This window comes from Lentzea sp. NPDC036955, assembly GCF_055608005.1.
On record NZ_JBVJRC010000007.1, the window covers coordinates 23,969 to 45,936 of the forward strand.

The window sequence follows — 21,968 nt, forward strand, 5'->3', positions numbered from 1 at the left end:
GCGGGGGCGAGCAGGACCGCGACGCTAGACCGGCGGTGTCATCGCCTGCTGCGCCAGCGGCGGCAGGATCTTCGTGAGGTTCTGCGGCGGCACGAAGCCGTTGCGCGAGCGCACCACGAACGTCGACTTGCCCAGCGACCCGATGAGCAGCTGCTCGTCCTTGCCCTCGATGAGCGTGCCCTTCTGCTTGCCGACGTCGACCTCGGTGATCTTCGCCCCGTCCTGCCGCTCCGCCTCGACGCTCTCCGCGACGCGGGTGCGGGCGGTGAGCTCATCGGTGTAGGTCGACAGGCCGATGATGATCTTCGCGGCCGGCAGCCCCTGCTTGGGCGGGATGCCGTAGTAGCAGTCGATCTTGCCGGTGCGGCCGATGCCCGGTTCCTTGACGCCGATGATGATCTGCGGCTCTCCCGGCAGCTCCTGGCCGAGGATCGCGTTCATCGTGTCCACGTCGACCACGAGGTCGCAGTCGTCGGGCAGCGCGGGCCGGTCGACCATCGCCAGTGCCTTCGACTGCGTGGTCGGCGGGGTGATCTTCGGGATCTGCGGCGGCGGCGCCGAGGACTGCGGGGCCGCGGACGAGCAGGCGGCGGTGAGCGCCGCCGCGCCGAGTGCCATGAAGAAACGTATCCCACGCATAGGTTTCTCAACCTACACAACGGACTCAGCCCTTCACCACAGAGTGAACGAGTGGCGCCCCGCCCGTCTTTGTGGCATCTGCGAGTACTACCAACTCGCCCTCGACCCGCCTCCAACTGCACCCAACCGGTCCGTCCCCCTGAGGCCACGCCGCACAGCAGAACCGGCAACGGAACGCCGCCGTCGTTCAACGCGAGCCGCCCGGCGGTCTCCAGCATCGACTCGGCACGACCATCCGCTTCCCCGCCAGCCGCAGCTTCGCAACGCCATCGCCACGACCGCCTGGGCGCGATGCCAACGATTCCGCGATCTCCTCCCTGGTCACGAGCTCACGGCGGATCGCGTCGTCCGCCGCCCACACAGCGTCCAAACCGTCGTGCTCGATGACCTCGTCGATCCACTCGTCCATGGACCTCAGCCTGCACAGGCGAGCCGTGTCGCGGAGGCGCCCGCGCCCATCTGTGGACAAGTCGAGCAGTTGGTTGCAGTCAGGTGCCTGTTGATCTTGAGTTGGCAGTACTTGCAGATGCGGGCGGCAACAACGGCGAAGGCCCCCGCACCGTGAGGTGCGGGGGCCTTCGTCAGTCAGCTACCCGAAGGTGCCGGGGTGGCTCACATGCCGCCCGACAGCTTCTCGCGGAGCGCCGCGAGCTGCTCGTCGGAGGCCAGCGTGCCGCCGGACTGGGCCGGCGCGCCGACGGAGGTGGACGGGGCGTCGCCACCGGAGGTGTAGTTGCCCGCACCCTCGGCCGAAGCCTCTTCCTCGGCCTCGGCGGCCTTGCGGATCTGCTTCATGTGGGCCTCGTAACGAGTGTGCGCCTCGGCGTACTGGCGCTCCCACTCCTCACGCTGCTTGTCGAAGCCGTCCTGCCACTCCTGGGTCTCCGGGTCGAAGCCCTCGGGGTAGATGTAGTTGCCCTGGTCGTCGTACTCGGCGGCCATGCCGTACTGGGTCGGGTCGAACTCGGTGTCGACCGTGAAGCCCTCGTTGGCCTGCTTGAGCGACAGCGAGATGCGGCGGCGGTCCAGGTCGATGTCGATGACCTTGACCATGACGTCGTCGCCGACCTGCACGACCTGCTCCGGGATCTCGACGTGGCGCTCGGCCAGCTCGGAGATGTGGACCAGGCCCTCGATGCCCTCGTCCACGCGGACGAACGCACCGAACGGAACCAGCTTCGTGACCTTGCCCGGCACGATCTGGCCGATCGCGTGGGTGCGGGCGAACTGGCGCCACGGGTCTTCCTGGGTCGCCTTCAGCGACAGGGAGACGCGCTCGCGCTCCATGTCGACGTCGAGGACCTCGACCGTGACCTCCTGGCCGACCTCGACGACCTCGGACGGGTGGTCGATGTGCTTCCAGGACAGCTCCGAGACGTGGACGAGACCGTCGACGCCACCCAGGTCCACGAAGGCACCGAAGTTGACGATCGAGGACACGACGCCCTTGCGGACCTGGCCCTTCTGCAGCTGGTTGAGGAACTCGCTGCGGACCTCGGACTGGGTCTGCTCCAGCCACGCGCGGCGGGACAGGACCACGTTGTTGCGGTTCTTGTCCAGCTCGATGATCTTCGCTTCGAGCTCGCGGCCGACGTACGGCTGCAGGTCGCGGACGCGACGCATCTCGACGAGGGAGGCGGGGAGGAAGCCGCGGAGACCGATGTCGAGGATGAGACCACCCTTGACGACCTCGATGACCGTGCCCTTGACGGGCTCGTCCTTCTCCTTGAGGGCCTCGATGGTGCCCCACGCGCGCTCGTACTGGGCGCGCTTCTTGGAGAGGATCAGACGGCCTTCCTTGTCCTCCTTCTGGAGAACAAGCGCCTCGACCTCGTCACCGACCTTGACGACCTCGTTGGGGTCGACGTCGTGCTTGATCGACAGTTCGCGCGAGGGGATGACACCCTCGGTCTTGTAGCCGATGTCGAGCAGGACCTCGTCCCGGTCGACCTTGACGATCGTGCCTTCAACGATGTCGCCATCGTTGAAGTACTTGATCGTCGCGTCGATAGCTGCGAGGAAGTCCTCCTCCGTCCCGATGTCGTTGATCGCGACCTGCTTGGGCGCAGCGGCAACGGGGGCGGTGGTGGTGTCGGTGGACATTAGGTAGGTGGCTCCGGTACGGATTGGCATTAATGAGTGGTAGTGGTGCGCGCGCAGCATCGCAGCGACCTGGAATCCCCGACCGTCTGGATCATGGGCAGCACTAACCCACTACGCACGCGATATCGTACGCGGCTGCCAGACGCGCAAGCAAACCAGCCCCCACGTGAAGGAGCAGTGTGTCCAACCAGCACACGAGCGCGGAGCACGCGCTCGGCACGGCCGGCATCGTCAAGCGCGGGGCGGACGCCGCCGAGTCGCGCGTGGCGAACCGCATCTGGTGGGACGCCGACGCGGACTCCTACCACGACGCGCACGGCGACTTCCTGGGCGCGGCCGACTTCGTCTGGTGCCCGGAGGGCCTGCGCGAGGAGGACGCCGGTTTCCTGGGTGAAGTCGCAGGTCAGCGCATCCTGGAGGTCGGCAGCGGCAGTGCCCCGTGCGCCCGTTGGCTGAAGGTGCGGGGTGCCGACGTGACCGCGCTCGACATCTCCGAGGGCATGCTCCGCCACGCGCGTGAGCACAACGCCGAGACCGGTGTCGACGTGCCGCTGGTGCAGGCCAGCGCGGACCAGCTGCCGTTCCGGTCGGGCACCTTCGACGCGGCCTGCTCGGCGTTCGGCGCGGTGCCGTTCGTGGCCGACGTCGAGCAGGTCTTCAGCGAGGTCGCCCGCGTCCTCAAGCCCGGCGCGAGGTGGGTGTTCGCGGTGAACCACCCGATGAGGTGGATCTTCCCCGACGACCCCGGCCCGATGGGACTCACCGTCACCCAGTCGTACTTCGACCGCACCCCGTACGTGGAGGTGGACGCCGAGGGCCGGGCCACCTACGTCGAGCACCACCGCACGCTCGGCGACTACGTCCGCGCGCTCACGGCGACCGGCTTCGCGCTGGAGGACCTGGTCGAACCGGAGTGGCCGAAGGGGCACACCCGCAACTGGGGGCAGTGGAGCCCGCTGCGGGGCAGGCTCTTCCCCGGCACCGCGATCTTCCGGACCCGGCTCACGTCGTAGTCTCCGGTCCATGAGCTCGGCACGCGGACTCGTGGCGGCCCAGTCAGCCCGCTTCGCCGCACTGGACCCGCTGCTGCCCCCTGCCGCCGAGCTCCCCCGCGACGGCCACGTCCTCACCGCCGCGCTGCCCGACGGCACCCGCGTGGCCGGCGTGGTCTGCCACGACTCGTTCGAGCCGCACTCCACGACCCGGCTGTGGTCGGCGGCCGAGGTCTGGGAGCTGGTGCCGCTCGTCGGCACCGCGCAGGGGATGGACGCGCTGCTCACCCGGTTCCGCCGGTACCTCGACGAGGTCGACATCGGCGAGGACACGGCGTGCGTGGTGCACTGGCCGAGCCGGGACACGGTCGCGGCGCGCGCGTTCCTCGACCACGGCATGGTGCCGCTGTCCGTCCTCGGCGTCCGGCTGCGCACCCCGCACCCGCACTTCCCGCGCACGGTCGCGATCCGCCGCGCCACCCCGGGCGACCTCGACGGCGTCGTGGAGCTGTCGCTCGCGGAGCTGCGGTACTCGTCGCTGGTGGGCTCCACGATCGTGCGACCGGAGGCACCGGCCCTCAAGCGCCGCGCACTCGCCGAACGCCTGAACAACGCGAGCCCGATCTGGCTCGCCGAACGCGACGGCGTCGCGGTGGCGCTCGCCGAGTGCGCGGTCGTGGCGTCCGAACCGGGCACGGCCGCGGCCCAGCGCCTGCCCCGCGGCCGCTGGGGCTACGTGAACTGCGTCTCGGTGCTGCCCGGCGCCCGCGGCACGGGCATCGGCCAGCAGCTCGTCGCCCACGTCCACCAGGAGCTGCACCGCCTGGGCACGGTCGGCACCTACCTCTACTACAACCCGCCGAACCCGCTGAGCAGCGTCTTCTGGCCGCGTCAGGGCTACCGGCCGCTGTGGACCGTCTGGGAAGTACGCCCCGCGTCCGCCCTCAGGTGACCTATGTCCGAGTTGCCACGCGCACCGGTCTGCGCGAGAATTTGTACTGACCGGTCAGTTTAAACGGAAGGTAAAGCCGTGGAGATCCACGCCCAGCGCGCCGGCGTCACCGGGGCCCATGGTCCCCTGCTCCGGCCGACCTCGCTGACCGTGCGGCCGGGCGAGCTCACCCTCGTCGCCGGCGACCCCGGCACCGGCCACACGGCGCTGGGCCTGCTGCTGTCCGGCCGCATGAAGCCCTCCACCGGCACGGTGTCGCCCGAGCTGAAGACGCTGCGCAAGCACGTCGTCCTGGTCGACGCCCCCGAGGTGAACGAGCCGGAGGAGGCGCTGACGCTGGCCGCCGTCGTCGGCGAGGAGCTCGCGATGAACGGCATGGCCTCCGGGAAGAAGGCGGTGCACGACTGGCTCGTCGAGCACGCGGCCGACGAGCACGCGGCCAGCCGCTTCGAGCACGTGCCGCCGCGGACGCGCTGCGCGGTGCTGCTCGACCTGGCCGCCGCCCGCCCCGGCGTGACGGCGCTGGTCCTCGACTGCCCCGACCGCTACCACCCCGACCCGCGCGAGTGGTTCGCACTGGCCCACGACCACGTGACCCCCGAGCGGTCCGTCGTCGTCCTGTGCTCGAACTCCTCCGCCCAGATCCTCGACCTCCCGCACGCGCGCCTTGGTGAGGACAACGACACCAAGATGGAGACCCCCGCATGAGCGCCCTTCGCATGGCCTTCAACGAGCTGCGCCGGATCACCTCCGGCACGCTCCCCCGGCTCGCCGTCCTCGCACTGGCACTGGTGCCGCTGCTGTACGCGTCGCTCTACCTGTACGCCAACAAGGACCCGTACTCGAACCTGAACAACGTCCCGGCCGCGCTCGTCGTGCAGGACCGCGGGACGAAGGACCTCAACGCCGGCAAGGACGTCGCCGACGAGCTGCTCAACGGCAGGAAGTTCAAGTGGCAGGTCGTCGGCAGCGGCGAGGAGGCCGACGAGGGCGTGCGCAAGGGCAAGTACATCTTCGCGCTCACGCTGCCTGAGGACTTCTCCGAGGCGCTCACCTCGCCCGCGGACATGAAGCCGCGCCAGGGCGTGCTGACGCTCACGACCAACGACGCCAACAACTACCTCGGCAGCACGATCGCGAACCAGGTCGTCACCGAGGTGCGCCGCGCCGTCACCGAGAAGGTCTCCACCGAGGCCGCCGACCGGCTGCTGCTGGGCTTCTCCACGATCCGCCAGGAGACCACGAAGGCGGCGGACGGCGCGGCGAAGCTCGCCGACGGCAGCGCCACCCTGCGCGACAAGCTCACCGAGCTCGACGGCGGTGTGCAGCAGCTGTCCACCGGCTCGGTGACCGCCGCGGCCGGTGCCGTCCAGCTGCGCGACGGCCTGCACGAGCTCCGGTCGCAAACCCAGGCCCTGCCCGCGGGCGCGCAGAAGATCGCCGACGGCGCGCGCCAGGTCGCGGACGGCAACGAGACCGCCGCGACCGAGGCCGAGGCGTACGCGCGGCTGGCCCAGTCCCTCGTCGGCGCGCTCGACCAGGCCAACGGCGACGTCGCGACTCGGTTGCGCGCACTCGGGTTCACCGAGGAGCAGGTGCAGCGGGTCATGACCGCCCTCACCCAGGCCCGCCAGCCCCTCGACAACGCCAACGGCAAGGTCCAAGGCGCCGCGGGCAACCTGCGCAAGCTCGCGACCGGCGCGGACCAGGTCGCCGACGGCGCCGCCCAGCTCTCGTCGAAGATGCCGGGGCTCGTCAGCGGTGTCGGCCGGCTCGACGACGGCGCCACCAAGCTCGCCGACGGCAACGCCCAGCTCCGCGACGGCCTGCAGAAGGCGGCCACCGGCACCCCGCAGCTCAGGGACGGCGCCGCGCAGCTCGCGGACGGTTCCGCCCAGCTGCGCGACGGCCTCACCGGCGGCGTGGGCAAGATCCCCGACACCGACGACCCCACGCGCGAGGCGATCGCGAAGGCCATCGGCGACCCGGTGGCGGTGAAGGGCCTGTCCCAGACGAAGGCGGCCACCTACGGCGCCGGTCTGGCCCCGTTCTTCCTCGGTCTTGCGACGTGGATCGGCGCGTTCGTGCTCTTCCTGCTGCTGCGCCCGCTGTCACGCCGTGCGCTGGCCGCCGGCCAGTCGGCGTTGCGGGTCGCGTTGGGCGGATGGTTGCCCGGTGCGTTGCTCGGTGTCGTGCAGGTGCTCGTGATGTTCTCGGTCGTGCGGTTCGTGGTCGACATCGAGCCGTCGAACCCCTTCGGCACGTTCGCGTTCCTCGTGCTGATGTCACTCACGTTCGTCGCGATCCTGCACGCCCTCAACGCCGCGTTCGGCGCCGTGGGCAAGTTCCTCGGCCTGATCCTGCTGATCCTGCAGCTGGTCAGCGCGGGCGGCACGTTCCCGTGGCAGACGATCCCGGTGCCGCTCTACCCGCTGCACTACGGCCTGCCGATGGGCTACGCGGTCGACGGCCTGCGGCACCTGATGTATGGCGGTGACCTGGGCAGCGTCGGACAGGACGCGCTGATCCTTCTCGCCTGGCTGGTCGGGGCCCTAGCCTTGTCGTCCGTGGCGGCCTACAAGCAGCGGGTGTGGACACCCTCGAAGCTGAAGCCGGAGCTCGTGCTGTGAGCGCGCGGACGACGGCGACGAAGCAGAAGCTCTTCGACGCGGCGTTGAAGCTGGTCGGCGAACGGGGTGCGGCCTCGGTGACGGTCGACGAGATCGCCGCCGAGGCGGGTGTCGCCAAGGGCACGATCTACTACAACTTCGCCTCGAAGGACGCACTGGTCGAGGCGCTGCTGCACCACGGGGTGGAGATCCTCGCCGGCCGGCTGCGGTCGGCGGAGGCGGCCGGGTCGTCCGAGGACTCGCTGGAGGCGCTGGTCGACCAGATGCTCGGCTTCTGGGCCGAGTACCCGGCGTTCGGCCAGCTGCTGGTGTCGGAGCTGTGGCGGACGCCGGGCCAGTGGCACGGGACGTTGTCGTTGCTGCGCGACGACATCGTGTCGATCGTGCGCGGTCAGATGAAGCGCCTGGCCGACGCGGGCCGTCTGCCGGAGGGCGTGGAGGTCGGCACCGCGTCGGCGGCGTTGTTCGGCACGCTGCTCGTGATCGCCCTGGACTGGCAGGTGTTCCAGCCGGAGCGGTCGCGGGCGGAGGTGCGGGAGTCGGTCATGCTCCTGGTGCGGGGGCTGGGACAGGCCCGCCGTCCCTGACCGCGCTCAGGAACCGGCCTGGTGCAGCGAGGGCGGCTTGCCCTCCAGCGCCCGCACGACGGCGTCCAGCACGGCCTGGCCGACGTGCCGGGCGGCGTCGTGCGCGAAGCGGCCGAGCAGGACCTGCTGGGTGGGGTGCGCGCTCAGCACGGCGTCGGGCACCGGTGCGGACGTGTGCACCTCCACGACCGGCGCGTGCTCGGCCAACAGCGGTGCGACGGCGGTGAGCACGGCGGTCCGGTAGCTCGCGTGCACCCACGCCACCAGCAGGTTCACCGGGCGGCCGGCCAGCTCGTACTCGACCTCGGAGGCCAGCTCCGCCGGTTTGGCCCAGTCCGCCTTCACCCAGGTCGGCCGGTGCCCGCGCGACACCGACGCCCGCGCGGCGCGGCCGGGACCGTCGTCGGCGGCCAGCGGCCGGGTGCGGCACGGCAGCACCACCTGCCACCCGCGTGCCACCAGCCGTCCCGCGCAGCCGGCCAGCATCCCGCTGCCGCCGAGCACCAGTGCCGTCCTCACCGCGCACGCTCCTCACCGACGGCGGCCAGCGGCCCGGTCAGCCACCGCTCCACCTGCCCCTGCCCGCTCAACCGCACCACGACGACCTGGCCCACCAGCGCCCGCACCCTGGCCCGGTTGCGCCCGTAGGACTTCCAGCCCCACCGCAGGATGTGCTCGGGGTCCGTGAACACCGACCACAGCGACGACTCCTGGTTACCGTTCCACAACTCCACCCGCCCCGCCCGCCGCCGGACCGTCCGGCGCACGAGCCGGGTCATCACCGTCGCGAACGGGTGGTCGAGCCAGATGACCGTGTCGGCGCGCGCGGCCAGCTCGCGGCGCACCTCCTTGTACTGGTACTCCGTCACCCACCGGTCCTGGTGCGCGAACTCGGCGACCTCGCCGGCGAACTCCGGCCGCGGTGTCCACTGTGGACCCCAGTACAGCCGGTCGAGCTCGACGTAGCGGACACCGCGCAGTGCGGCGATGCGCCGGCACAGCGTCGACTTGCCGGAGCCGGCGTTCCCGGCGACCAGGATGCGCCGGGGCACGTGCGGCAGCGGGTCTGCTGGTCCGAGCAACGGCATCGGGTCAGGCTAACGGGAACCCCGTGATCACAACACGGTCAGCGGCGCTGGGGCCGCGGCACCGCGAACTGCAGCTGCATCCACGAGATGCGCCAGACGAGGAAGCACGCGAGTCCCGCTGCGACCACGGCCGCCACCGTGGACAGCGTCGAGAACACCAGGTACGCCCCGGTGTCGAGCAGCAGCGTCTCCAGCAGGTCGGTCAGCACCATCGCGAGGAACGCGCACTGCCACGGCTTGATCAACGGACTGGTGGTGCGCTCGGCGAACGGCTTGCTGCGCTGCGACGGGTCGCTGGCCCGCCACACGTCGGTGATCGTCCGGACCCCGCGCAGCGCGATGGCCTCGGCGTTGTGGGTGGCGTTGCGGAACCACAGCACGAACGCGACGGCGGCGGGCAGGTAGAGCACCTGCGCCAGGAAGCTCCACGTCGACGAGCCGCCGGACCAGTCGTTCACCGCGCCCCACACCGACTCCGCGGCGACGAGGGCGATCAGGCCCTGGCTCGCGAAACCGGTGAGCCGGACGTCCCTGAGGTCGATGTAGGTGTCCACGGGCTACCTTCCGAAACCGCAACCGAGTTCCGCGAACGTAGCGATCTTCTCGGCGGCGCGCACCACCTCCCGGTCGATTCCGTCGAGCACGATCCGGTCACCGTCGCGGCGGGCGGGCAGCAGGGCGTGCGCGAACGGGTTGACCAGGCACCCGTCCTCGCCTTGGCGCCCGGCCCGTGCGTTCGGGTGCCCTCCAGGACCTGCTGACCCGCGAACGCGAAAGGGGCCACGGCGGTTCGCCGTGGCCCCTCTTCCGCTGTAGCGGCTCAGCCGACCGTGCGGTCGCCGAGCAGCGCCCACTGGCTCCAGCCCGCCTTCTCCTTGTAGAAGCGGCGGATCGGCTTGCCGTCGTCGGTGCGGGCGAAGACCTCGATGGTCTTGGTCTGCGCGTGGTACATCGCGGTCGGCGCCCCGGAGACCTTGGTCGTGCCGAGCTTGGTCCACGCGGTCCAGCCGCTGTCGGTGGCACGCGAGTGCTCGACCTGGCCCTCCGCGCCGAGCTGCAGCACGTCGATCGAGCCCGTCGTCGTGTTGTAGACCGCCGACGGGGCACCGACGCCCTTGCCGCCGAGGGTCTTCCACACGCCCGCCGCGTACTGCTCGACGCTGCCGGCGGCGCTGCGGACGAAGACCTGGTCGACGGCGACGCTCGGGTCGCTGACGATCTGCACGTCGCCCTGGTCCTGCCACTTCTCGCCGTCGAACTTCACGAGCTTGCCGTCGTCGCTGCGGGCGTAGACGTCCTTGTCGAGCACGGCGGGGTCGCCGGCGACCTTGCGGTCACCCAGCGCGTCCCAGCGGCCGGCCGCGAACCGCAGCAGCGCGCCGTCCACGCCGCGGGCGAGCACCTCGACGGCCTTGTCCTTGTCGTTCCAGCGCAGCACGGGGTTGCCGGCCACGGCCGTGTCGCCGAGCGCGAGCCACTTGCCGTCGGCGCGGTGGTAGACCCGGCCGTCGGTGCCGCGCGCGTACAGCTCGACGATCTTCGTCGCCGGGTTGAGCAGCGCGACCGGGTCGCCGGCGAAGAGCTCGGGGCCCAGCTGCTGCCAGCCGGCCCAGCGGCTCGTCTTGTGGAAGTTCGTGATGATCGTGCCGTCCGCGGCGCGCGCGTAGACCTCGAGCGACTGCGCGGCGGTGTTGGAGATCTGCGGGCCGCTGCTCACGGCCGGCGCGTCGGTGACCGGGGTGTCGCCGGTGACCGCGCCGGCGCCGCCGGACTCGACCAGGCCGTTGTAGCGCAACGGCACGTACCGGCTCGCGGTCGCGGCGCTCCACACCCGCTGCACGGGACGGGACCCGTCCGGGCCTGCCTGCTCGCGCACGATCGGCCGGGTCTTGGCGGCGTCCGCCCAGCCGATGAACAGCGCCACGTGGTTGAGGCGGTCGTTCAACGCGTCGCCGGGGCGCAGGTCCTCCCAGTCGATGCGGTGCGCGACCTGTTCGAGGATGTGGGTGGTGTAGGAGATGCGCAGGCCCCACGCCATCGACACGTAGCCGGAGCAGTCGGTGCGGTAGGCGCCGTACTTGTTGCCGAAGCAGTCGCTCTGGCTGTAGGGCACCCGCGCGCTGATCCACGTCCGCGACCGCGCGAGGACCTCGCTGCGCGTGATCTTCGAGTTCGCCGCGTACGTCCCGCAGTTCGCGCCACCCTCGGCGGCCGCGACCGCGACGTCGGGCATGGCCAGCGACGAGCCGAACGTGATGGCCGCCGCGGCGACCGCCAACATCCCCAGCGATCTCATGCCGGTCACCGTAGCAAGGCGGTGTGAAGTTTTGGTCCGGTCGAACGGCCTGAGTTCGACCGGCCGGTCAACCGTGAACGGCCGGTCGGCGGTCAGTCGAGGACGCCGCGGTACCGCCGCGGCACGTACAGCTCCTCCGCGCTGTCGTACGGGTACCGGACCACCCGCAGCCGCGTGCGGTGCCCGCCCGCCTGCTCGTACGCCCAGTACCGGTCCCGTTCCTCCGCCCACGCCGCGAAGATCACGACGTGCCGGGTCAGGTTGGTGCCGTCGGTGCGCAGGACGATGTCGCCCGCGCGGAGCTCCGTGCGCTCGACCGCCGCGCTGACACCGGCGAGACCGGGGGTGTCGAGGCCGCCGTGGCGGTCGTCCGGCTTGCCGGGCAGGCCCCAGGCCATCGACACGAACCCGGAGCAGTCGGCGCGGTAGATGCCGTGCTCGTTCGCGTGGTACTTCGCCTGCCCGTACGGGACCGAGTCGCGCAGCCACGTGCACGCGCGTTCCACGATCTCGGCGCGGCCGATCCTGCGTCCGGCGGTGCGTGCAGTCGTCACGGGGCCATGGTCGAGCACCGACCTCTAAACGCCCTGCAAACTCGCTATAAGGTCCGCGTCGGTGACCTCGGCGGTGGCCCAGGCGAGCGGGTAGCTCAGCCGGATCGTGTCGATCTCCTCGCTCAGTTGCACACCGGGCAGCACCTTCCGCGCCAGCGCGAGCATCGCGTGGTTGCCGGGCAGCACGTCGCCGTGCAGCTCCGCGAACCCCAGCCGGGCGGCCACCTCGGTCAGCGCCTCCAGCAACCGCCGGCCGGCGCCGCGGCGCTGCCAGCGGTCGACGACGGCGACGGCGATCTCCGCGCCGCGCTCGCCGGTGCGGATGACGCGGGCGATGCCGATCGGGTCGTCGCCGACGCGGGCGCACACGGCGGCGTGCCGGGTGCCGTCGACGTCCACCAGCACCCGGCGCGCGGCGGCGGTGAGGCGCGGTGTCGGCGAGTGGAAGCGCTGGAAGCGGCTTCGTGCCGACAGACCGGCGAACACGGCGTCCACCGCCGCCGGTGCCGTGGTCCGGTCGAGCTCGGTGACGCGCATGAGACCCCCTGAGTTCGGAATCCGAACCGTAGCTGAGTTCGAAAAACGAACGCAAGGGATATCCTGGGGGCATGTCGTACGCGAGCTTCGCCAGCCTGCCGTGCACGCTGGGCCGCCCGGCCGCACTGCTGGGCGAGCGCTGGACGTTGTTGCTGCTCCGCCAGATCTTCCTGGGCACCCGGCGGTTCGAGGACTTCCAGACGACGATGGAGATCTCCCGCAGCGTGCTGACCGACCGGCTGAGCATGTTGCTCGACGAAGGCGTGCTCAAGCGCGTGCCGTACCAGGCCGATGGGCGCACACGGCACGAGTACCGCCTCACGGAGAAGGGCAAGGACCTCTACCCGGTGCTGATGGCGCTGCGGACGTGGGGCGAGAAGTGGATGCTGACCGAGCAGGAGGACGAGTCGTTCACGCTGGAGCACCGCGACTGCGGCGGTGGCGTGCGGGCGAAGGTCGAGTGCGCGGACTGCGGGGCCGAGCTGACCGCGCGGGACGTGCACGTGACGGCGCGCGGGTGACCTCGCCCGGCGGGTGGCGCCGGGCGAGGCCGTGGTTCACGCGGGCAGGTGCGCCGCCCGCCACTCGACGGCGCTGAGCCCCGCCAGCTCCCCCGCCTCCCGTGCGCGCAGCCCGGTGAAGAGCGCCTTGGCCTCGGCCCAGACCTCCTCGTCCCCGGTCGCGGCGGCGAGGTCGCGCATCGTGCGGGCCCGCCAGATCGGCAGCCCCAGCGCGGTCCACCGGTCCAGCGCGTCCCGCAACAGGCCGGCGGCCTCGTCGTCGCTGCCCCGCGCCAGCGCGGCCTCGCCGAGCGTCCTCGTCACGAGCGCCACGCCGAACCGGTCGTGCTGGCGGGTGCAGACCTCCAGGCACCCGGCCAGCAGGTCCTCGACGTCGGTGACACCGGCGGCCTCACCCGCCCGCAGCGCCGCCTTGGCGAGCGACTGGACCGCGTACGTGGCACCGAGCTCGTCCCCGGCGGCGCGCAGGACCCGCTCCGCGTCCCGGCTGAGCTCCACCGCCCGCACGTACGTCCCCTCCGCGCGGTGGCACAGGCTCAGCCCGCGCAACGCCAGCGCCTCACCGCGCTGGTCGCCGAGCCGCCGGTAGAGCTCGACGCACCGCTCGAACGCCGCGACCGCCTCGGTGAGGTCGCCGTGGTCGCGGTGGATCGCACCGACGCCGTAGCTCGCGGCGGCGACGACCCCCTCGTCCCCCAGCGCGATCGCCTGGCCGAGCAGCTCGCGGGCCGGTTCGAACTCCGCGAGGTCGCGCAGGACCGTGCCCATGCCCACGCACGCGACGGCGAGCGTCGCGGTCTCGCCGATGTCCCGCGCGATCTCCGCGGCCTGCTCGAAGTTCCGCAACGCCTCGACGAAGTCGTCCTGCTCGTAGCGCAGCTGCCCGAGCCCGGCCAGCAGCACCGCCTCCGCACGCCGGTTGCCGCGGTCGCGGGCGGCCCGCAGCGCGACCTCGTGGGTGCGCTGCCAGTTGCCGAACTCGTTGCGGGCAGCGAAGGGCGACGACAGCAGCGACGCGATGACGGTCGTGGTCAGCTCGTCGACACCGAGGTCGTGCGCGCGTTCCACGACCCGCACCACCGCACCGGTCTCCGCGTGCAGCCAGCCGGTCGGGTCCTCCTCGACGTCCTCGGCCAGCCGCGGGTCCACCTCGACCAGCGGGGCGAGCGGAGGGCGCAGGCCGAGCGTCACGCGCGGCAGGGCCCGCACCGCGGTCTCCACGAGCGCGAGCCACGTCGCGAGCGTGCGCGCGACGGCCGCCGCGACCTCCTCCGCCGGTTCCGCCGCCGCCTGCTCGGCGCCGAAGAGCTGCACCAGGTCGTGGAACCGGTAGCGCACCCGGCCGAGCTGGTCGACGCCCGCGACGTCCACCAGCCGCAGGTCCACCAGGTGCTCGACGACGTCCTCGGCGTCGTAGGGCGGGATGTCCAGCAACGGCGCCGCGACCCACGCGCTGAAGTCCGGCAGGTCGAGCAGCGACAGCAGGTGGAAGGCCCTGCGGTGCCGCGCGTCCAGCTCGGCGTAGTTGAGCCGCAGCGACGAGCGGATCGCCAGGTCACCCGTCTCCAGCTCGTCGAGCCGGCGCCGTTCGTCGGACAGCCGCCTGGCCAGCGTCCGCAGCGGCCAGTGCGGCCGGGCGAGCAGCTTCGCGCCCGCCGCCCGCACCGCCAGCGGAACCCCGCCGCACAGCCTCGTGATCTGCTGCGCGGCCTCGGGTTCACCGCCGACGCGCTCGGTGCCGACGATGCGGCTCAGCATCTCCGCGGAGACCTCCTCGCCGAGGAACCCCAGCTCGATCGGTTCCGCGCCCTCCAGGCCGGTGAGCCGGCTGCGGCTGGTGATGATCACGAAGCAGTTGGCGTTGCCCGGCAGCAGCGGCCTCACCTGCGCCTCGCTCCTGGCGTTGTCGAGCACGACCACCAGCCTGCGGTCCGCGACCGTGCGCCGGTACAGCTCGACGCGTTCGTCCGGTGCCACCGGCTGGTCGTTGCCGGGGATGCCGAGCAGGCCGAGGAACCGCCCGAGCACCTCCTGCGGTTCGAGGTCGCGCCCGGCCCCGCGCAGGTCGGCGAACAGCTGACCGTCGGGGTAGGTGCGGCGCAACAGGTGCGCGGCGTGCACGGCCAGCGCCGACTTGCCGGCCCCGCCGAACCCGGAGACCACGACCGTCGGCGTCGCGGTGCTGTCCGCCGGCGCCTCGCACAGCGCCATGACCTGCTTGAGCGCCTCCTCGCGGCCGGTGAAGTCGCTGATGTCCGGCGGCAGGTGGTGCGGGACCACCTGCGGCCGGACCACGACCGGTGCCGGCACCGCCCTGGCGGGCGACTCCTCGATCGTGCCGTTCAGGATCGCGGTCTGCAGGTCCCTGAGCTTCTCGCCCGGCTCGATCCCCAGCTCGTCCAGCAGGTACTCGCGGGCTTCCCGGTACACCGTGAGCGCATCCGCTGTGCGCCCCGCACGGTGATATGCCCGCATGAGCAGCTCACGTGTCTCCTCGCGTGCCGGGTGCGCGTTGGCCAACGCGGTGAGCCTGCTGATCGCGTCCTGCTCCCGGCCCTGGTGCAGCTCACACCTGCCGAGACCTTCCTCGGCGCTGAGCCGCTGCTCGCCGAGTGCGAGCGCGTGCCCCCGTGCGAACTGCGCCTCGACCCCGTGCAACGCCGGCCCGCGCCACAGCGCCAGCGCCTGCCGGTAGTGCGCGACGGCGGTGCTCAGGTCCCCTGCCCGCTCCGCCTGCCGCGCCGTGGCGACGTGCCCGGCGAACATCTCGGCATCGCTGTCGACGTCGAGCACGTACCCCGGTGCCCGCGTGATCAGCGCTTTGTCGAGCGCCCTGCGCAACGACGACACGTAGGTGTGCACCAGCGCGACTGCGGTCTGCGGCGGCTGGTCCTCCCAGATGAGGTCGATCAGCCGTTCCACCGGCACGACCTGCCTCGGTTGCAACAACAACGCGGCGAGCAGGGTTCTCGGCTTCGGTCCGCCGAGGTTCACCTGTCTGTCGCCGACCCACACTTCGACTGGCCCCAGTACGAGCGCTTTCACGCCCACACCCCCATCCCCCAGTAGATGAGCACGCGTGTGCGTCTACGAGGATGCACTACTCGGCGTTCGGGGCAACGCGTTTCGGCGTTCCGGGCCACGACCGGTGCTACCGCAGCGACTCCAGGTGCCGGTGCAGCAACGCCACCGCCAGTTCCGGTGTCATCCGATCGGGGTGCAGCACCCCTCCGACGGTGAGCCCGTCCACCAGTGCCGCCAGCCGCTCGACCTCCACCCGCACGTCGAGGTCCGCGGCGGCGGTGCCCTCCGCGACCATCCGCCGCACGACCTCCCCGCAGAGGAACCGCAGCCCGTCGTACAGCCGTTCGGCGTGCGGGAGCAGGGCCGGCCTGGTGCGCGCCGCCGTCGCGAAGGCCAGCCACAGGACGGCTTCGTCGCGTCGGCGGTCGTCCAGCGGCAGCACCTCCGACAGCACGAGCACACCCGGCCTGCCCTCGGCCTCGCCCAGCCGCTCGACGTGGGCCAGCACGCGGGCGCCGATCGAGTCCACCAGCGCCTCGACCGCGAAGACGATCATCGCGTCGTGGCTGTCGAAGTAGTGGCGGACCGAGCCGATGGCGAGGCCCGCCTCCAGGGCGACGGTGCGCAGCGAGGCGCCCTCGACGCCGTCGCGCACGACGACGCGGAACACGGCCTCGGCGACGTGCTTGCGGCGGGCGGCGGGATCGACGACTCGGGGAGACACGGCCACTTTGTAGCATGACCCTGCTAGTTTAAGTAGCAGGGTCATGCTACTTAGGGGGAAGCCATGACATATCTGCTGATAGCAGCGGGTGTCCTGTACGTGCTCGTGCGCAGGTTCCTGGGTGAACCGCTCAACGCCAGGGACCTCCTCGCGCCACCCGTGTTCCTGCTGTTCTTCGGGATCAGGGCGACGACGGACTTCCACGCGAGCTACCTGCTGCCGCTCGCGGCGGGGTTCGCGTTCGGCGTGCTCCGGGGCGTCACGACCAAGCTCTACGAACGCGACGGGCACCTGTGGCAGCGGTACACGCCGTGGACGTTGCTCGTGTGGGTGGCGTCGATCGGCGTGAGCACCGGGCTCGGGTTCCTGGCCGGCGGGCACGCGCCCACGCAGCTGTCGATCGGCGTGAGCATGCTCGGCGAGCTGTGCGCGATCGGCGCGAAAGCGCTCAGCACCGGTGTTCCGTTCGCGCGGGAGGAGACACGGAGCCCGCTCGCGAGGTTCCATGACAGGCGTGGATCGTCGTGACTTCCTCGTCTGAGCCGGACTGCTCGCCGTCGCACCGGCCGCGGCGTCGGCCGTGCGGGAACTGGACTGGGGCGCCGTGCGGCGCGAGTTCCGGCTGGACCCCGATCTGGTGAACTTCGGCCAGTTCTACCTGGCGTCGAACCCGCGCGAGGTGCGCGACGCGGTCGAGTCGTTCAAGCGGAAGCTCGACGCGAGGACGAGATCACGACCAGGCTCCACGGCGCGATCACGCCGCGGACCCGTGCCGTCGGCATCACCCGGGTGCAGTCCGGCACGGGCCTGCGCATGCCCGTGCGCACGTGCGCCGAAGTGGTCGCCGAGGCGAACAGGGGACGTGCGCAGGAGGACCGCTGCCTGCTGGTCGTCGACGGCGTGCACGGGCTGGCCGCCGTGGACGAGGACCCCGCGCGGACCGGCGCGGACGTGTTCGTCGCGGGCACGCACAAGTGGTTGTCCGGGCCGCGCGGCACCGGCATGACGTGGGCGAAGCCGCAGGTGAGCGACCAGGTGGTGCCACTGCTGCCGAGCCTGGGCGGCCGCGGCGGCACGGCGCTGCCGGGACCGCGTGGCCGCCCGGATCACCGAGCTGGCCACGCGGTTCAAGGAAGGACTTGCCGAGCTGCCCGGCGTCACCGTGCACACGCCCCGCGACCAGGACCTGTCCGCGGGGCTCGTGTGCTTCGACGTCGCCGGGCAGACCGGTGACCGGCTCGTCGCCCGCCTTGAGCGGAAACGGATCCAGATCACCACCGCGCCCTACCGGCGGCCCCACGCGCGGATCGGCGCCGCCATCACGAACACACCGGAGGAGGTGGACCGGACGCTCGCGGAGATCCGGTCGCTCACCCGCTGGTGGCCGCGACGACCTCGATCTCCAGGAGCCACTCCTCCTCGTAGATGTCGCAGGCGATCACCGTGACCGCCGGCTCGTGGTCACCGAGGACCTCTTGGCGCACGCGGGAGTTGGCGCCGCGGTACTTGCGGTCGGACAGGAACGTCGTCGCCTTGACGATGTTCGTGCGGTCCATGCCGGCCGCTTCGAGCGCGGCGAACACGTTCGCCCACGCCTGGCGGCACTGGTCGTCGAAGTTGTCGGGCACGTTGCCGTCGGCGTCGACCGGGATCTGACCGCTCACGAACAGCAGCTTGCTGCCGCCGGGCACGCTGGCCGCCTGGACGTAACCGGGACTGGGGATCGCCGTGTTGATCGGCGTGAAGGATGCGGTACGCACGCACCGCATCCTCCCGCATGGCCACGATCAGGTGAGCCGGCCGCCCATCTTCTTGAACACCTCGGCCGCCGGACGTGCTTCTTCGCCGTCGACCTGGACCTCCAGCAGGATGATCCCCTCGGTGCCCGTCACGACCGCGACACCGCCGTCCGCCTGCCGCACGACCCGGCCGGGCGTGCCGCAGAAGCCCATCGACGGCGGCGCGGCCCTCTTCACCGCGACCTTGCGGCCGTCGAGCATCGTCCAGGCGTTCACGTACGGGTCGGACTGGCCGCGGACCAGGTCGTAGATCTCCCTGGTGCTCCTCGTCCAGTCGATCCTGGTGTCGTCCTCGGTGATCCGGTGCCAGAACGTGCGCTTCGACGCGTCCTGCGCGGTGCCCCGGTCGCCCGCGGCCAGCTTCTGCAGCGCCTCCAGCGTCGCCGGCACGTACTGCGCGGTCACCTGCTCGTAGACCTCCGTGGCCGTGTCGTGGTCGCCGATCGGCACGACCCGCTGCACCACGACGGGCCCCGTGTCGAGCTCGGGTTCCATCAGGTGCACCGTCACGCCGGTCTCGCTCTCGTGCTCCCGCACCGCCCAGTTGACGGCACCGAACCCGGAGAACTTCGGCAGCAGCGCGTCGTGCACGTTCAACGCGCCCAGTCGTGAGGTGGTCAGCAGCTCGCCGGGCAGCCGGGTGCGCCAGTTCGTGGACACGATCGCGTCCGCTCCCAGCTCCCGCAGCTGCGCCGGGAGCTCGGGCTCGCGCCCGTTCGACGAGATCACGGACCGCAGCCCGTGCTGCTCGACCAGGTCGGCCACGTGGGGCTCACCGAGCCCGGTGAACTCGGTGCGGTGGGTCAGCACCAGCACGACGTCGTGGTGTTCGACGAGCGCGCTGAGCACCACCGCGCCGAGTTCGCCGTAGCCGAAGAAGACGATCCTCATGAAACTCCCTCAGGCGCTGGGTCGGCCGCCGCGGCGACCGACGCGAAGCGCAGCGCGTTCATCCGGATGAAGCCCTCCGGGTGGTGCCGCTCGTAGGCGGCCGCGCCCACGCCCGCCTCGAACGACACGCGCTTGCGGCTGTGCCGGGAGAACGGCGAGGTGCGCCGCAGCACGCTCACGTTCCCCTTGTACAGCGCCACCTCGACGTCGCCGGACATGTTCTGCTGGCTGTGGTCGATCGCCGCCTGCAGCATCTCCCGCTCGGGGGCGAACCACAGACCGCGGTAGACGAGCCTGGCGTAGCGCGGCATCAGCTCCTCCTTGAGCAGCGCCACCTCGCCGTCGAGCGTCAACGCCTCCAGCGCGCGCCGCGCGGTCAGCAGGACCGTACCGCCGGGGGTCTCGTACACGCCACGCGTCTTGATGCCGATGATCCGGTTCTCGACCATGTCGACCCGGCCGACCGCGTGCTTCGTCGCGAGCTCGTTGAGCTTGCCGAACGTGTCGGTCGCGCTCAGCGGAACGCCGTCGACCGCGACCGGGTCGCCGCCCTCGAACGTGATCGTGACGCGCTCCGGCTCGTCCGGTGCCTCCGCGAGGTCGCGCACCCGGAAGAACACGCCGTGCGGGGGCAGTGCGCCGGGGTCCTCCAGCACCTCGCCCTCGTAGGTGGTGTTCATCAGGTTCTGGTCGACCGAGTACGGCCGCTCGGCCGCACCGGTGCTGTCGATCTGGATGCCGTGGTCGGCGGCGTACTTGAGCAGCTGCGAGCGGGTGTTGAGGTCCCACTCCCGCCACGGCGAGATGATCTTGATGTCCGGGTTGAGCGTCTGGTACGCGAGCTCGAACCGCACCTGGTCGTTGCCCTTGCCGGTCGCGCCGTGCGCCACGGCGTCCGCGCCGACGGTCTTCGCGATCTCGATCTGCTTGGCCGCGATCAACGGCCGCCCGATCGCCGAGCCGAGCAGGTAACCGTCCTCGTAGACGGCGTTGGCCCGCAGCATCGGGAAGACGTAGTCCCGTGCGAACTCCTCGCGCAGGTCCTCGACGAACACCTCCGCCGCACCGATGGCGTACGCCTTGTCCCTCGCCCTGTCCAGCTCCTCACCCTGTCCGAGGTCCGCGATGAACGCGACCACCTCGCACTCGTAGGTCTCCTTCAACCACGCCAGGATGACCGAGGTGTCCAAACCGCCGGAATAGGCAAGAACCACTTTGTTGACCACGACGCTCCTCATACTTTATTTCAGACGCGGAAAAGGTCTTCCATGGTTTCGTGCGAGATTTCCTTGCTCAGATCCCGCTCGGCCGCGTAAGCCATGTTGATGATCGTGCGCGTGGCGCCTTCCTCGACCGGGTGCACGCGGTGCAACGTGGTGTCGGTGCGCAGCAGGTAGATGTCGCCGGGCCGCAGCTCGTACGAATAGATGGGGTTGTTCACCAGCTGCTTGAAGACCTGCGGGTTCTTCTTGTCCCAGGACGTACCGGGCACCGTCTGCACGAACCCGCCGAACTCGACGTCCGGGCAGTCCACCACGTAGATGACCCCGAAGCTGTAGTCGTCCCAGTGCCACCCATGCGTGTCACCGGGGCGCTCGAGGTGGGTGATGACGTAGTGCTCCGGCTCGTACGGGCACTCCAGAACCTGCTCACCTGCGACGTTGCTCAGCGCCCTGATGAAGGCGGGGCTGCTGTAGAGGTCGACGGTCGCACCCGCGTGGGCCCGGATGTCGGCCGCCGTGACGTTGCGCATGTACCGCGGGCTGTTGCTGGTCTCGGCGAGGTGCAGGTCCCTGCGGATCGACTGCTCGGCGAGCAGGTCGTTCACCTCTGCGGCCACCATGGCTTTCACGTCGGCCGGCAACAGGTAGGACACGAGCGCGAAGCCCGTTTCGTAGAACGACTTGCGCGAGGCCCACAGCTGCTCGTTGTCCACCTCGCGGTGAACGTGCTCCTCGATGGACGAATCCAGTGAAGTGACGATGGACAATTCCGTCTCCCCGGTCGGTCGTTTGCAGCCGAAAAAATCCCCCACTGAAATCGGCTCCTAATGTGACGCCCCGACAGCCTGCTGGTTTTGTTCAGCCGGTGTCAACGGCGGTTAACCGGGGTGGTTCGATGCCGGAATGGGCGGGATCAACGTCCGTTATGGCTGCAGCGCGGGCGGCGGTGCCGTTCCGGGCGGCGGGACCTCGGCGCCCTCGGCCACGACACGCGGTGGTTCCCGCGTCACCTCGTGGGCCGTGCACCCTCCGACCGCTGCGAGCGCGACCAACCCGGCGGCGGCGAACGGCGCAACGCCGATCCACCCGCGGGGCCGGTCCTCCTCGCGCACCGGGGCTACCCACGTCGGCGGCGGTTCAACCACATCGGGTTCGAGTTGTCCGGCCTCGTGCGGCCCCGGCACGAACAGGACGCCGGTGCGCCAGGGCCACCCTGCCCGGTGGCTGACCGGCCGGCGGGCGCGGGTGGTGGCATCACGGCCGATGACCGCGGTCTACGCGCGCGGTGCCGATGTCAAGGCCGACTCGGTACGCCATGAGCAGGCCGGACGTGCGCGGACACACCATTGGAGCGTTCCCACCGACTGGCGTGGGAGCGGGGCCACAGCCGAACTCTTCCCCTCAACTC

Annotated in this window: 23 protein-coding genes; 8 read left to right on the forward strand and 15 right to left on the reverse strand. The window is 71.0% G+C overall.

Features of this window, described 5'->3' with window-relative positions:
• Positions 1 to 24: 24 nt before the first annotated feature.
• The 3 genes from ACZ7CF_RS23835 to rpsA form a co-directional block, all read right to left on the reverse strand.
• Positions 25 to 639 carry a hypothetical protein gene (locus tag ACZ7CF_RS23835; protein ID WP_360397693.1) on the reverse strand — a complete coding sequence of 205 codons (615 nt, stop codon included), beginning with the start codon at positions 637 to 639 and terminating at the stop codon, positions 25 to 27.
• A 187-nt stretch (positions 640 to 826) separates the two neighbouring features.
• The gene (locus ACZ7CF_RS23840; RefSeq protein ID WP_470370625.1) at positions 827 to 1,048 is read right to left on the reverse strand and encodes a hypothetical protein; all 222 of its coding nucleotides are present in this window, start codon (positions 1,046 to 1,048) and stop codon (positions 827 to 829) included.
• Between the two features lie 203 nt (positions 1,049 to 1,251).
• Positions 1,252 to 2,742: a 30S ribosomal protein S1 gene (rpsA, locus tag ACZ7CF_RS23845; protein WP_360397691.1), complete on the reverse strand. Its 1,491-nt coding sequence runs from the start codon at positions 2,740 to 2,742 to the stop codon at positions 1,252 to 1,254.
• A gap of 179 nt (positions 2,743 to 2,921) precedes the next feature.
• Here rpsA and ACZ7CF_RS23850 point away from each other — a divergent pair, with 179 nt between their 5' ends.
• The 5 genes from ACZ7CF_RS23850 to ACZ7CF_RS23870 all read left to right on the forward strand — a co-directional run bounded on the left by ACZ7CF_RS23850 (position 2,922) and on the right by ACZ7CF_RS23870 (position 7,903).
• The gene (locus tag ACZ7CF_RS23850; RefSeq protein ID WP_360397689.1) at positions 2,922 to 3,755 is read left to right on the forward strand and encodes a class I SAM-dependent methyltransferase; all 834 of its coding nucleotides are present in this window, start codon (positions 2,922 to 2,924) and stop codon (positions 3,753 to 3,755) included.
• A gap of 10 nt (positions 3,756 to 3,765) precedes the next feature.
• Positions 3,766 to 4,686, forward strand: coding sequence for a GNAT family N-acetyltransferase (locus ACZ7CF_RS23855; RefSeq protein ID WP_360397687.1), 921 nt, complete (start codon positions 3,766 to 3,768; stop codon positions 4,684 to 4,686).
• Between the two features lie 78 nt (positions 4,687 to 4,764).
• Positions 4,765 to 5,394, forward strand: coding sequence for an ATP-binding cassette domain-containing protein (locus ACZ7CF_RS23860; RefSeq protein WP_458430831.1), 630 nt, complete (start codon positions 4,765 to 4,767; stop codon positions 5,392 to 5,394).
• Positions 5,391 to 7,316 (forward strand): YhgE/Pip family protein, encoded by a 1,926-nt coding sequence (locus tag ACZ7CF_RS23865; RefSeq protein WP_458430830.1) that lies wholly within the window; start codon positions 5,391 to 5,393, stop codon positions 7,314 to 7,316. The genes ACZ7CF_RS23860 and ACZ7CF_RS23865 overlap by 4 nt, the downstream gene beginning before the upstream one ends.
• Positions 7,313 to 7,903, forward strand: coding sequence for a TetR/AcrR family transcriptional regulator (locus tag ACZ7CF_RS23870; protein WP_458430829.1), 591 nt, complete (start codon positions 7,313 to 7,315; stop codon positions 7,901 to 7,903). Before ACZ7CF_RS23865 ends, ACZ7CF_RS23870 begins: the two co-directional genes overlap by 4 nt.
• Positions 7,904 to 7,909: 6 nt before the next feature.
• Here ACZ7CF_RS23870 and ACZ7CF_RS23875 read toward each other — a convergent pair whose 3' ends face one another.
• From ACZ7CF_RS23875 to ACZ7CF_RS23900, 6 genes are all read right to left on the reverse strand, one after another.
• Positions 7,910 to 8,422 (reverse strand): hypothetical protein, encoded by a 513-nt coding sequence (locus ACZ7CF_RS23875; RefSeq protein ID WP_470370626.1) that lies wholly within the window; start codon positions 8,420 to 8,422, stop codon positions 7,910 to 7,912.
• Complete coding sequence (locus ACZ7CF_RS23880) at positions 8,419 to 8,991, reverse strand: P-loop NTPase family protein (protein ID WP_458430827.1); 573 nt, start codon at positions 8,989 to 8,991, stop codon at positions 8,419 to 8,421. Before ACZ7CF_RS23880 ends, ACZ7CF_RS23875 begins: the two co-directional genes overlap by 4 nt.
• A 38-nt stretch (positions 8,992 to 9,029) precedes the next feature.
• On the reverse strand, positions 9,030 to 9,545 hold the full coding sequence (locus ACZ7CF_RS23885; RefSeq protein ID WP_360390029.1) for a hypothetical protein: 516 nt from the start codon (positions 9,543 to 9,545) through the stop codon (positions 9,030 to 9,032).
• Between the two features lie 266 nt (positions 9,546 to 9,811).
• Positions 9,812 to 11,287 carry a DUF8189 domain-containing protein gene (locus ACZ7CF_RS23890; RefSeq protein ID WP_360390031.1) on the reverse strand — a complete coding sequence of 492 codons (1,476 nt, stop codon included), beginning with the start codon at positions 11,285 to 11,287 and terminating at the stop codon, positions 9,812 to 9,814.
• A gap of 92 nt (positions 11,288 to 11,379) precedes the next feature.
• On the reverse strand, positions 11,380 to 11,841 hold the full coding sequence (locus tag ACZ7CF_RS23895) for an NlpC/P60 family protein (protein WP_360390033.1): 462 nt from the start codon (positions 11,839 to 11,841) through the stop codon (positions 11,380 to 11,382).
• Positions 11,842 to 11,865: 24 nt separating this feature from the next.
• On the reverse strand, positions 11,866 to 12,378 hold the full coding sequence (locus ACZ7CF_RS23900; RefSeq protein WP_360390036.1) for a GNAT family N-acetyltransferase: 513 nt from the start codon (positions 12,376 to 12,378) through the stop codon (positions 11,866 to 11,868).
• Between the two features lie 71 nt (positions 12,379 to 12,449).
• Here ACZ7CF_RS23900 and ACZ7CF_RS23905 point away from each other — a divergent pair, with 71 nt between their 5' ends.
• The gene (locus ACZ7CF_RS23905) at positions 12,450 to 12,899 is read left to right on the forward strand and encodes a winged helix-turn-helix transcriptional regulator (RefSeq protein WP_360390039.1); all 450 of its coding nucleotides are present in this window, start codon (positions 12,450 to 12,452) and stop codon (positions 12,897 to 12,899) included.
• 36 nt (positions 12,900 to 12,935) lie between these two features.
• Here ACZ7CF_RS23905 and ACZ7CF_RS23910 read toward each other — a convergent pair whose 3' ends face one another.
• A complete protein-coding gene (locus tag ACZ7CF_RS23910; protein WP_470370627.1) occupies positions 12,936 to 15,944 on the reverse strand; it encodes an AfsR/SARP family transcriptional regulator in 3,009 nt (1,002 codons plus the stop codon).
• Between the two features lie 106 nt (positions 15,945 to 16,050).
• A complete protein-coding gene (locus ACZ7CF_RS23915) occupies positions 16,051 to 16,647 on the reverse strand; it encodes a TetR/AcrR family transcriptional regulator (RefSeq protein WP_470370628.1) in 597 nt (198 codons plus the stop codon).
• Positions 16,648 to 16,710: 63 nt separating this feature from the next.
• On the opposite strand from ACZ7CF_RS23915, the gene ACZ7CF_RS23920 reads away from it, so the two are divergent.
• Together ACZ7CF_RS23920 and ACZ7CF_RS23925 are read left to right on the forward strand one after the other, a co-directional pair.
• A complete protein-coding gene (locus tag ACZ7CF_RS23920) occupies positions 16,711 to 17,175 on the forward strand; it encodes a DUF1453 domain-containing protein (RefSeq protein ID WP_470370629.1) in 465 nt (154 codons plus the stop codon).
• Positions 17,176 to 17,400: 225 nt separating this feature from the next.
• Entirely contained in the window at positions 17,401 to 17,880 is a 480-nt protein-coding gene (locus ACZ7CF_RS23925) for an aminotransferase class V-fold PLP-dependent enzyme (protein ID WP_470370844.1), read from the forward strand.
• Between the two features lie 137 nt (positions 17,881 to 18,017).
• Here the strand turns inward: ACZ7CF_RS23925 and ACZ7CF_RS23930 are convergent, their stop codons facing one another.
• From ACZ7CF_RS23930 to ACZ7CF_RS23945, 4 genes are read right to left on the reverse strand one after another with little or no spacing between them, the layout of a single operon-like run.
• A complete protein-coding gene (locus ACZ7CF_RS23930; RefSeq protein WP_360390054.1) occupies positions 18,018 to 18,407 on the reverse strand; it encodes a RidA family protein in 390 nt (129 codons plus the stop codon).
• A gap of 27 nt (positions 18,408 to 18,434) precedes the next feature.
• On the reverse strand, positions 18,435 to 19,337 hold the full coding sequence (locus tag ACZ7CF_RS23935; RefSeq protein ID WP_360390058.1) for a methionyl-tRNA formyltransferase: 903 nt from the start codon (positions 19,335 to 19,337) through the stop codon (positions 18,435 to 18,437).
• A complete protein-coding gene (locus ACZ7CF_RS23940; protein WP_360390061.1) occupies positions 19,334 to 20,563 on the reverse strand; it encodes an argininosuccinate synthase in 1,230 nt (409 codons plus the stop codon). The genes ACZ7CF_RS23935 and ACZ7CF_RS23940 overlap by 4 nt, the downstream gene beginning before the upstream one ends.
• A gap of 20 nt (positions 20,564 to 20,583) precedes the next feature.
• Positions 20,584 to 21,327: a HalD/BesD family halogenase gene (locus ACZ7CF_RS23945; protein ID WP_360390064.1), complete on the reverse strand. Its 744-nt coding sequence runs from the start codon at positions 21,325 to 21,327 to the stop codon at positions 20,584 to 20,586.
• Between the last annotated feature and the right edge of the window lie 641 nt (positions 21,328 to 21,968).

What these genes read in the sequence shown, in the direction of transcription:
- ACZ7CF_RS23855 (WP_360397687.1), top strand. Translation starts at nt 3,766, where the DNA reads ATGAGCTCGGCACGCGGACTCGTGGCGGCCCAGTCAGCCCGCTTCGCC.
- ACZ7CF_RS23935 (WP_360390058.1), bottom strand. Translation starts at nt 19,337, where the DNA reads ATGAGGATCGTCTTCTTCGGCTACGGCGAACTCGGCGCGGTGGTGCTC.
- ACZ7CF_RS23900 (WP_360390036.1), bottom strand. Translation starts at nt 12,378, where the DNA reads ATGCGCGTCACCGAGCTCGACCGGACCACGGCACCGGCGGCGGTGGAC.
- ACZ7CF_RS23840 (WP_470370625.1), bottom strand. Translation starts at nt 1,048, where the DNA reads ATGGACGAGTGGATCGACGAGGTCATCGAGCACGACGGTTTGGACGCT.
- ACZ7CF_RS23835 (WP_360397693.1), bottom strand. Translation starts at nt 639, where the DNA reads ATGCGTGGGATACGTTTCTTCATGGCACTCGGCGCGGCGGCGCTCACC.
- ACZ7CF_RS23890 (WP_360390031.1), bottom strand. Translation starts at nt 11,287, where the DNA reads ATGAGATCGCTGGGGATGTTGGCGGTCGCCGCGGCGGCCATCACGTTC.
- rpsA (WP_360397691.1), bottom strand. Translation starts at nt 2,742, where the DNA reads ATGTCCACCGACACCACCACCGCCCCCGTTGCCGCTGCGCCCAAGCAG.
- ACZ7CF_RS23905 (WP_360390039.1), top strand. Translation starts at nt 12,450, where the DNA reads ATGTCGTACGCGAGCTTCGCCAGCCTGCCGTGCACGCTGGGCCGCCCG.
- ACZ7CF_RS23865 (WP_458430830.1), top strand. Translation starts at nt 5,391, where the DNA reads ATGAGCGCCCTTCGCATGGCCTTCAACGAGCTGCGCCGGATCACCTCC.
- ACZ7CF_RS23880 (WP_458430827.1), bottom strand. Translation starts at nt 8,991, where the DNA reads ATGCCGTTGCTCGGACCAGCAGACCCGCTGCCGCACGTGCCCCGGCGC.
- ACZ7CF_RS23920 (WP_470370629.1), top strand. Translation starts at nt 16,711, where the DNA reads ATGACATATCTGCTGATAGCAGCGGGTGTCCTGTACGTGCTCGTGCGC.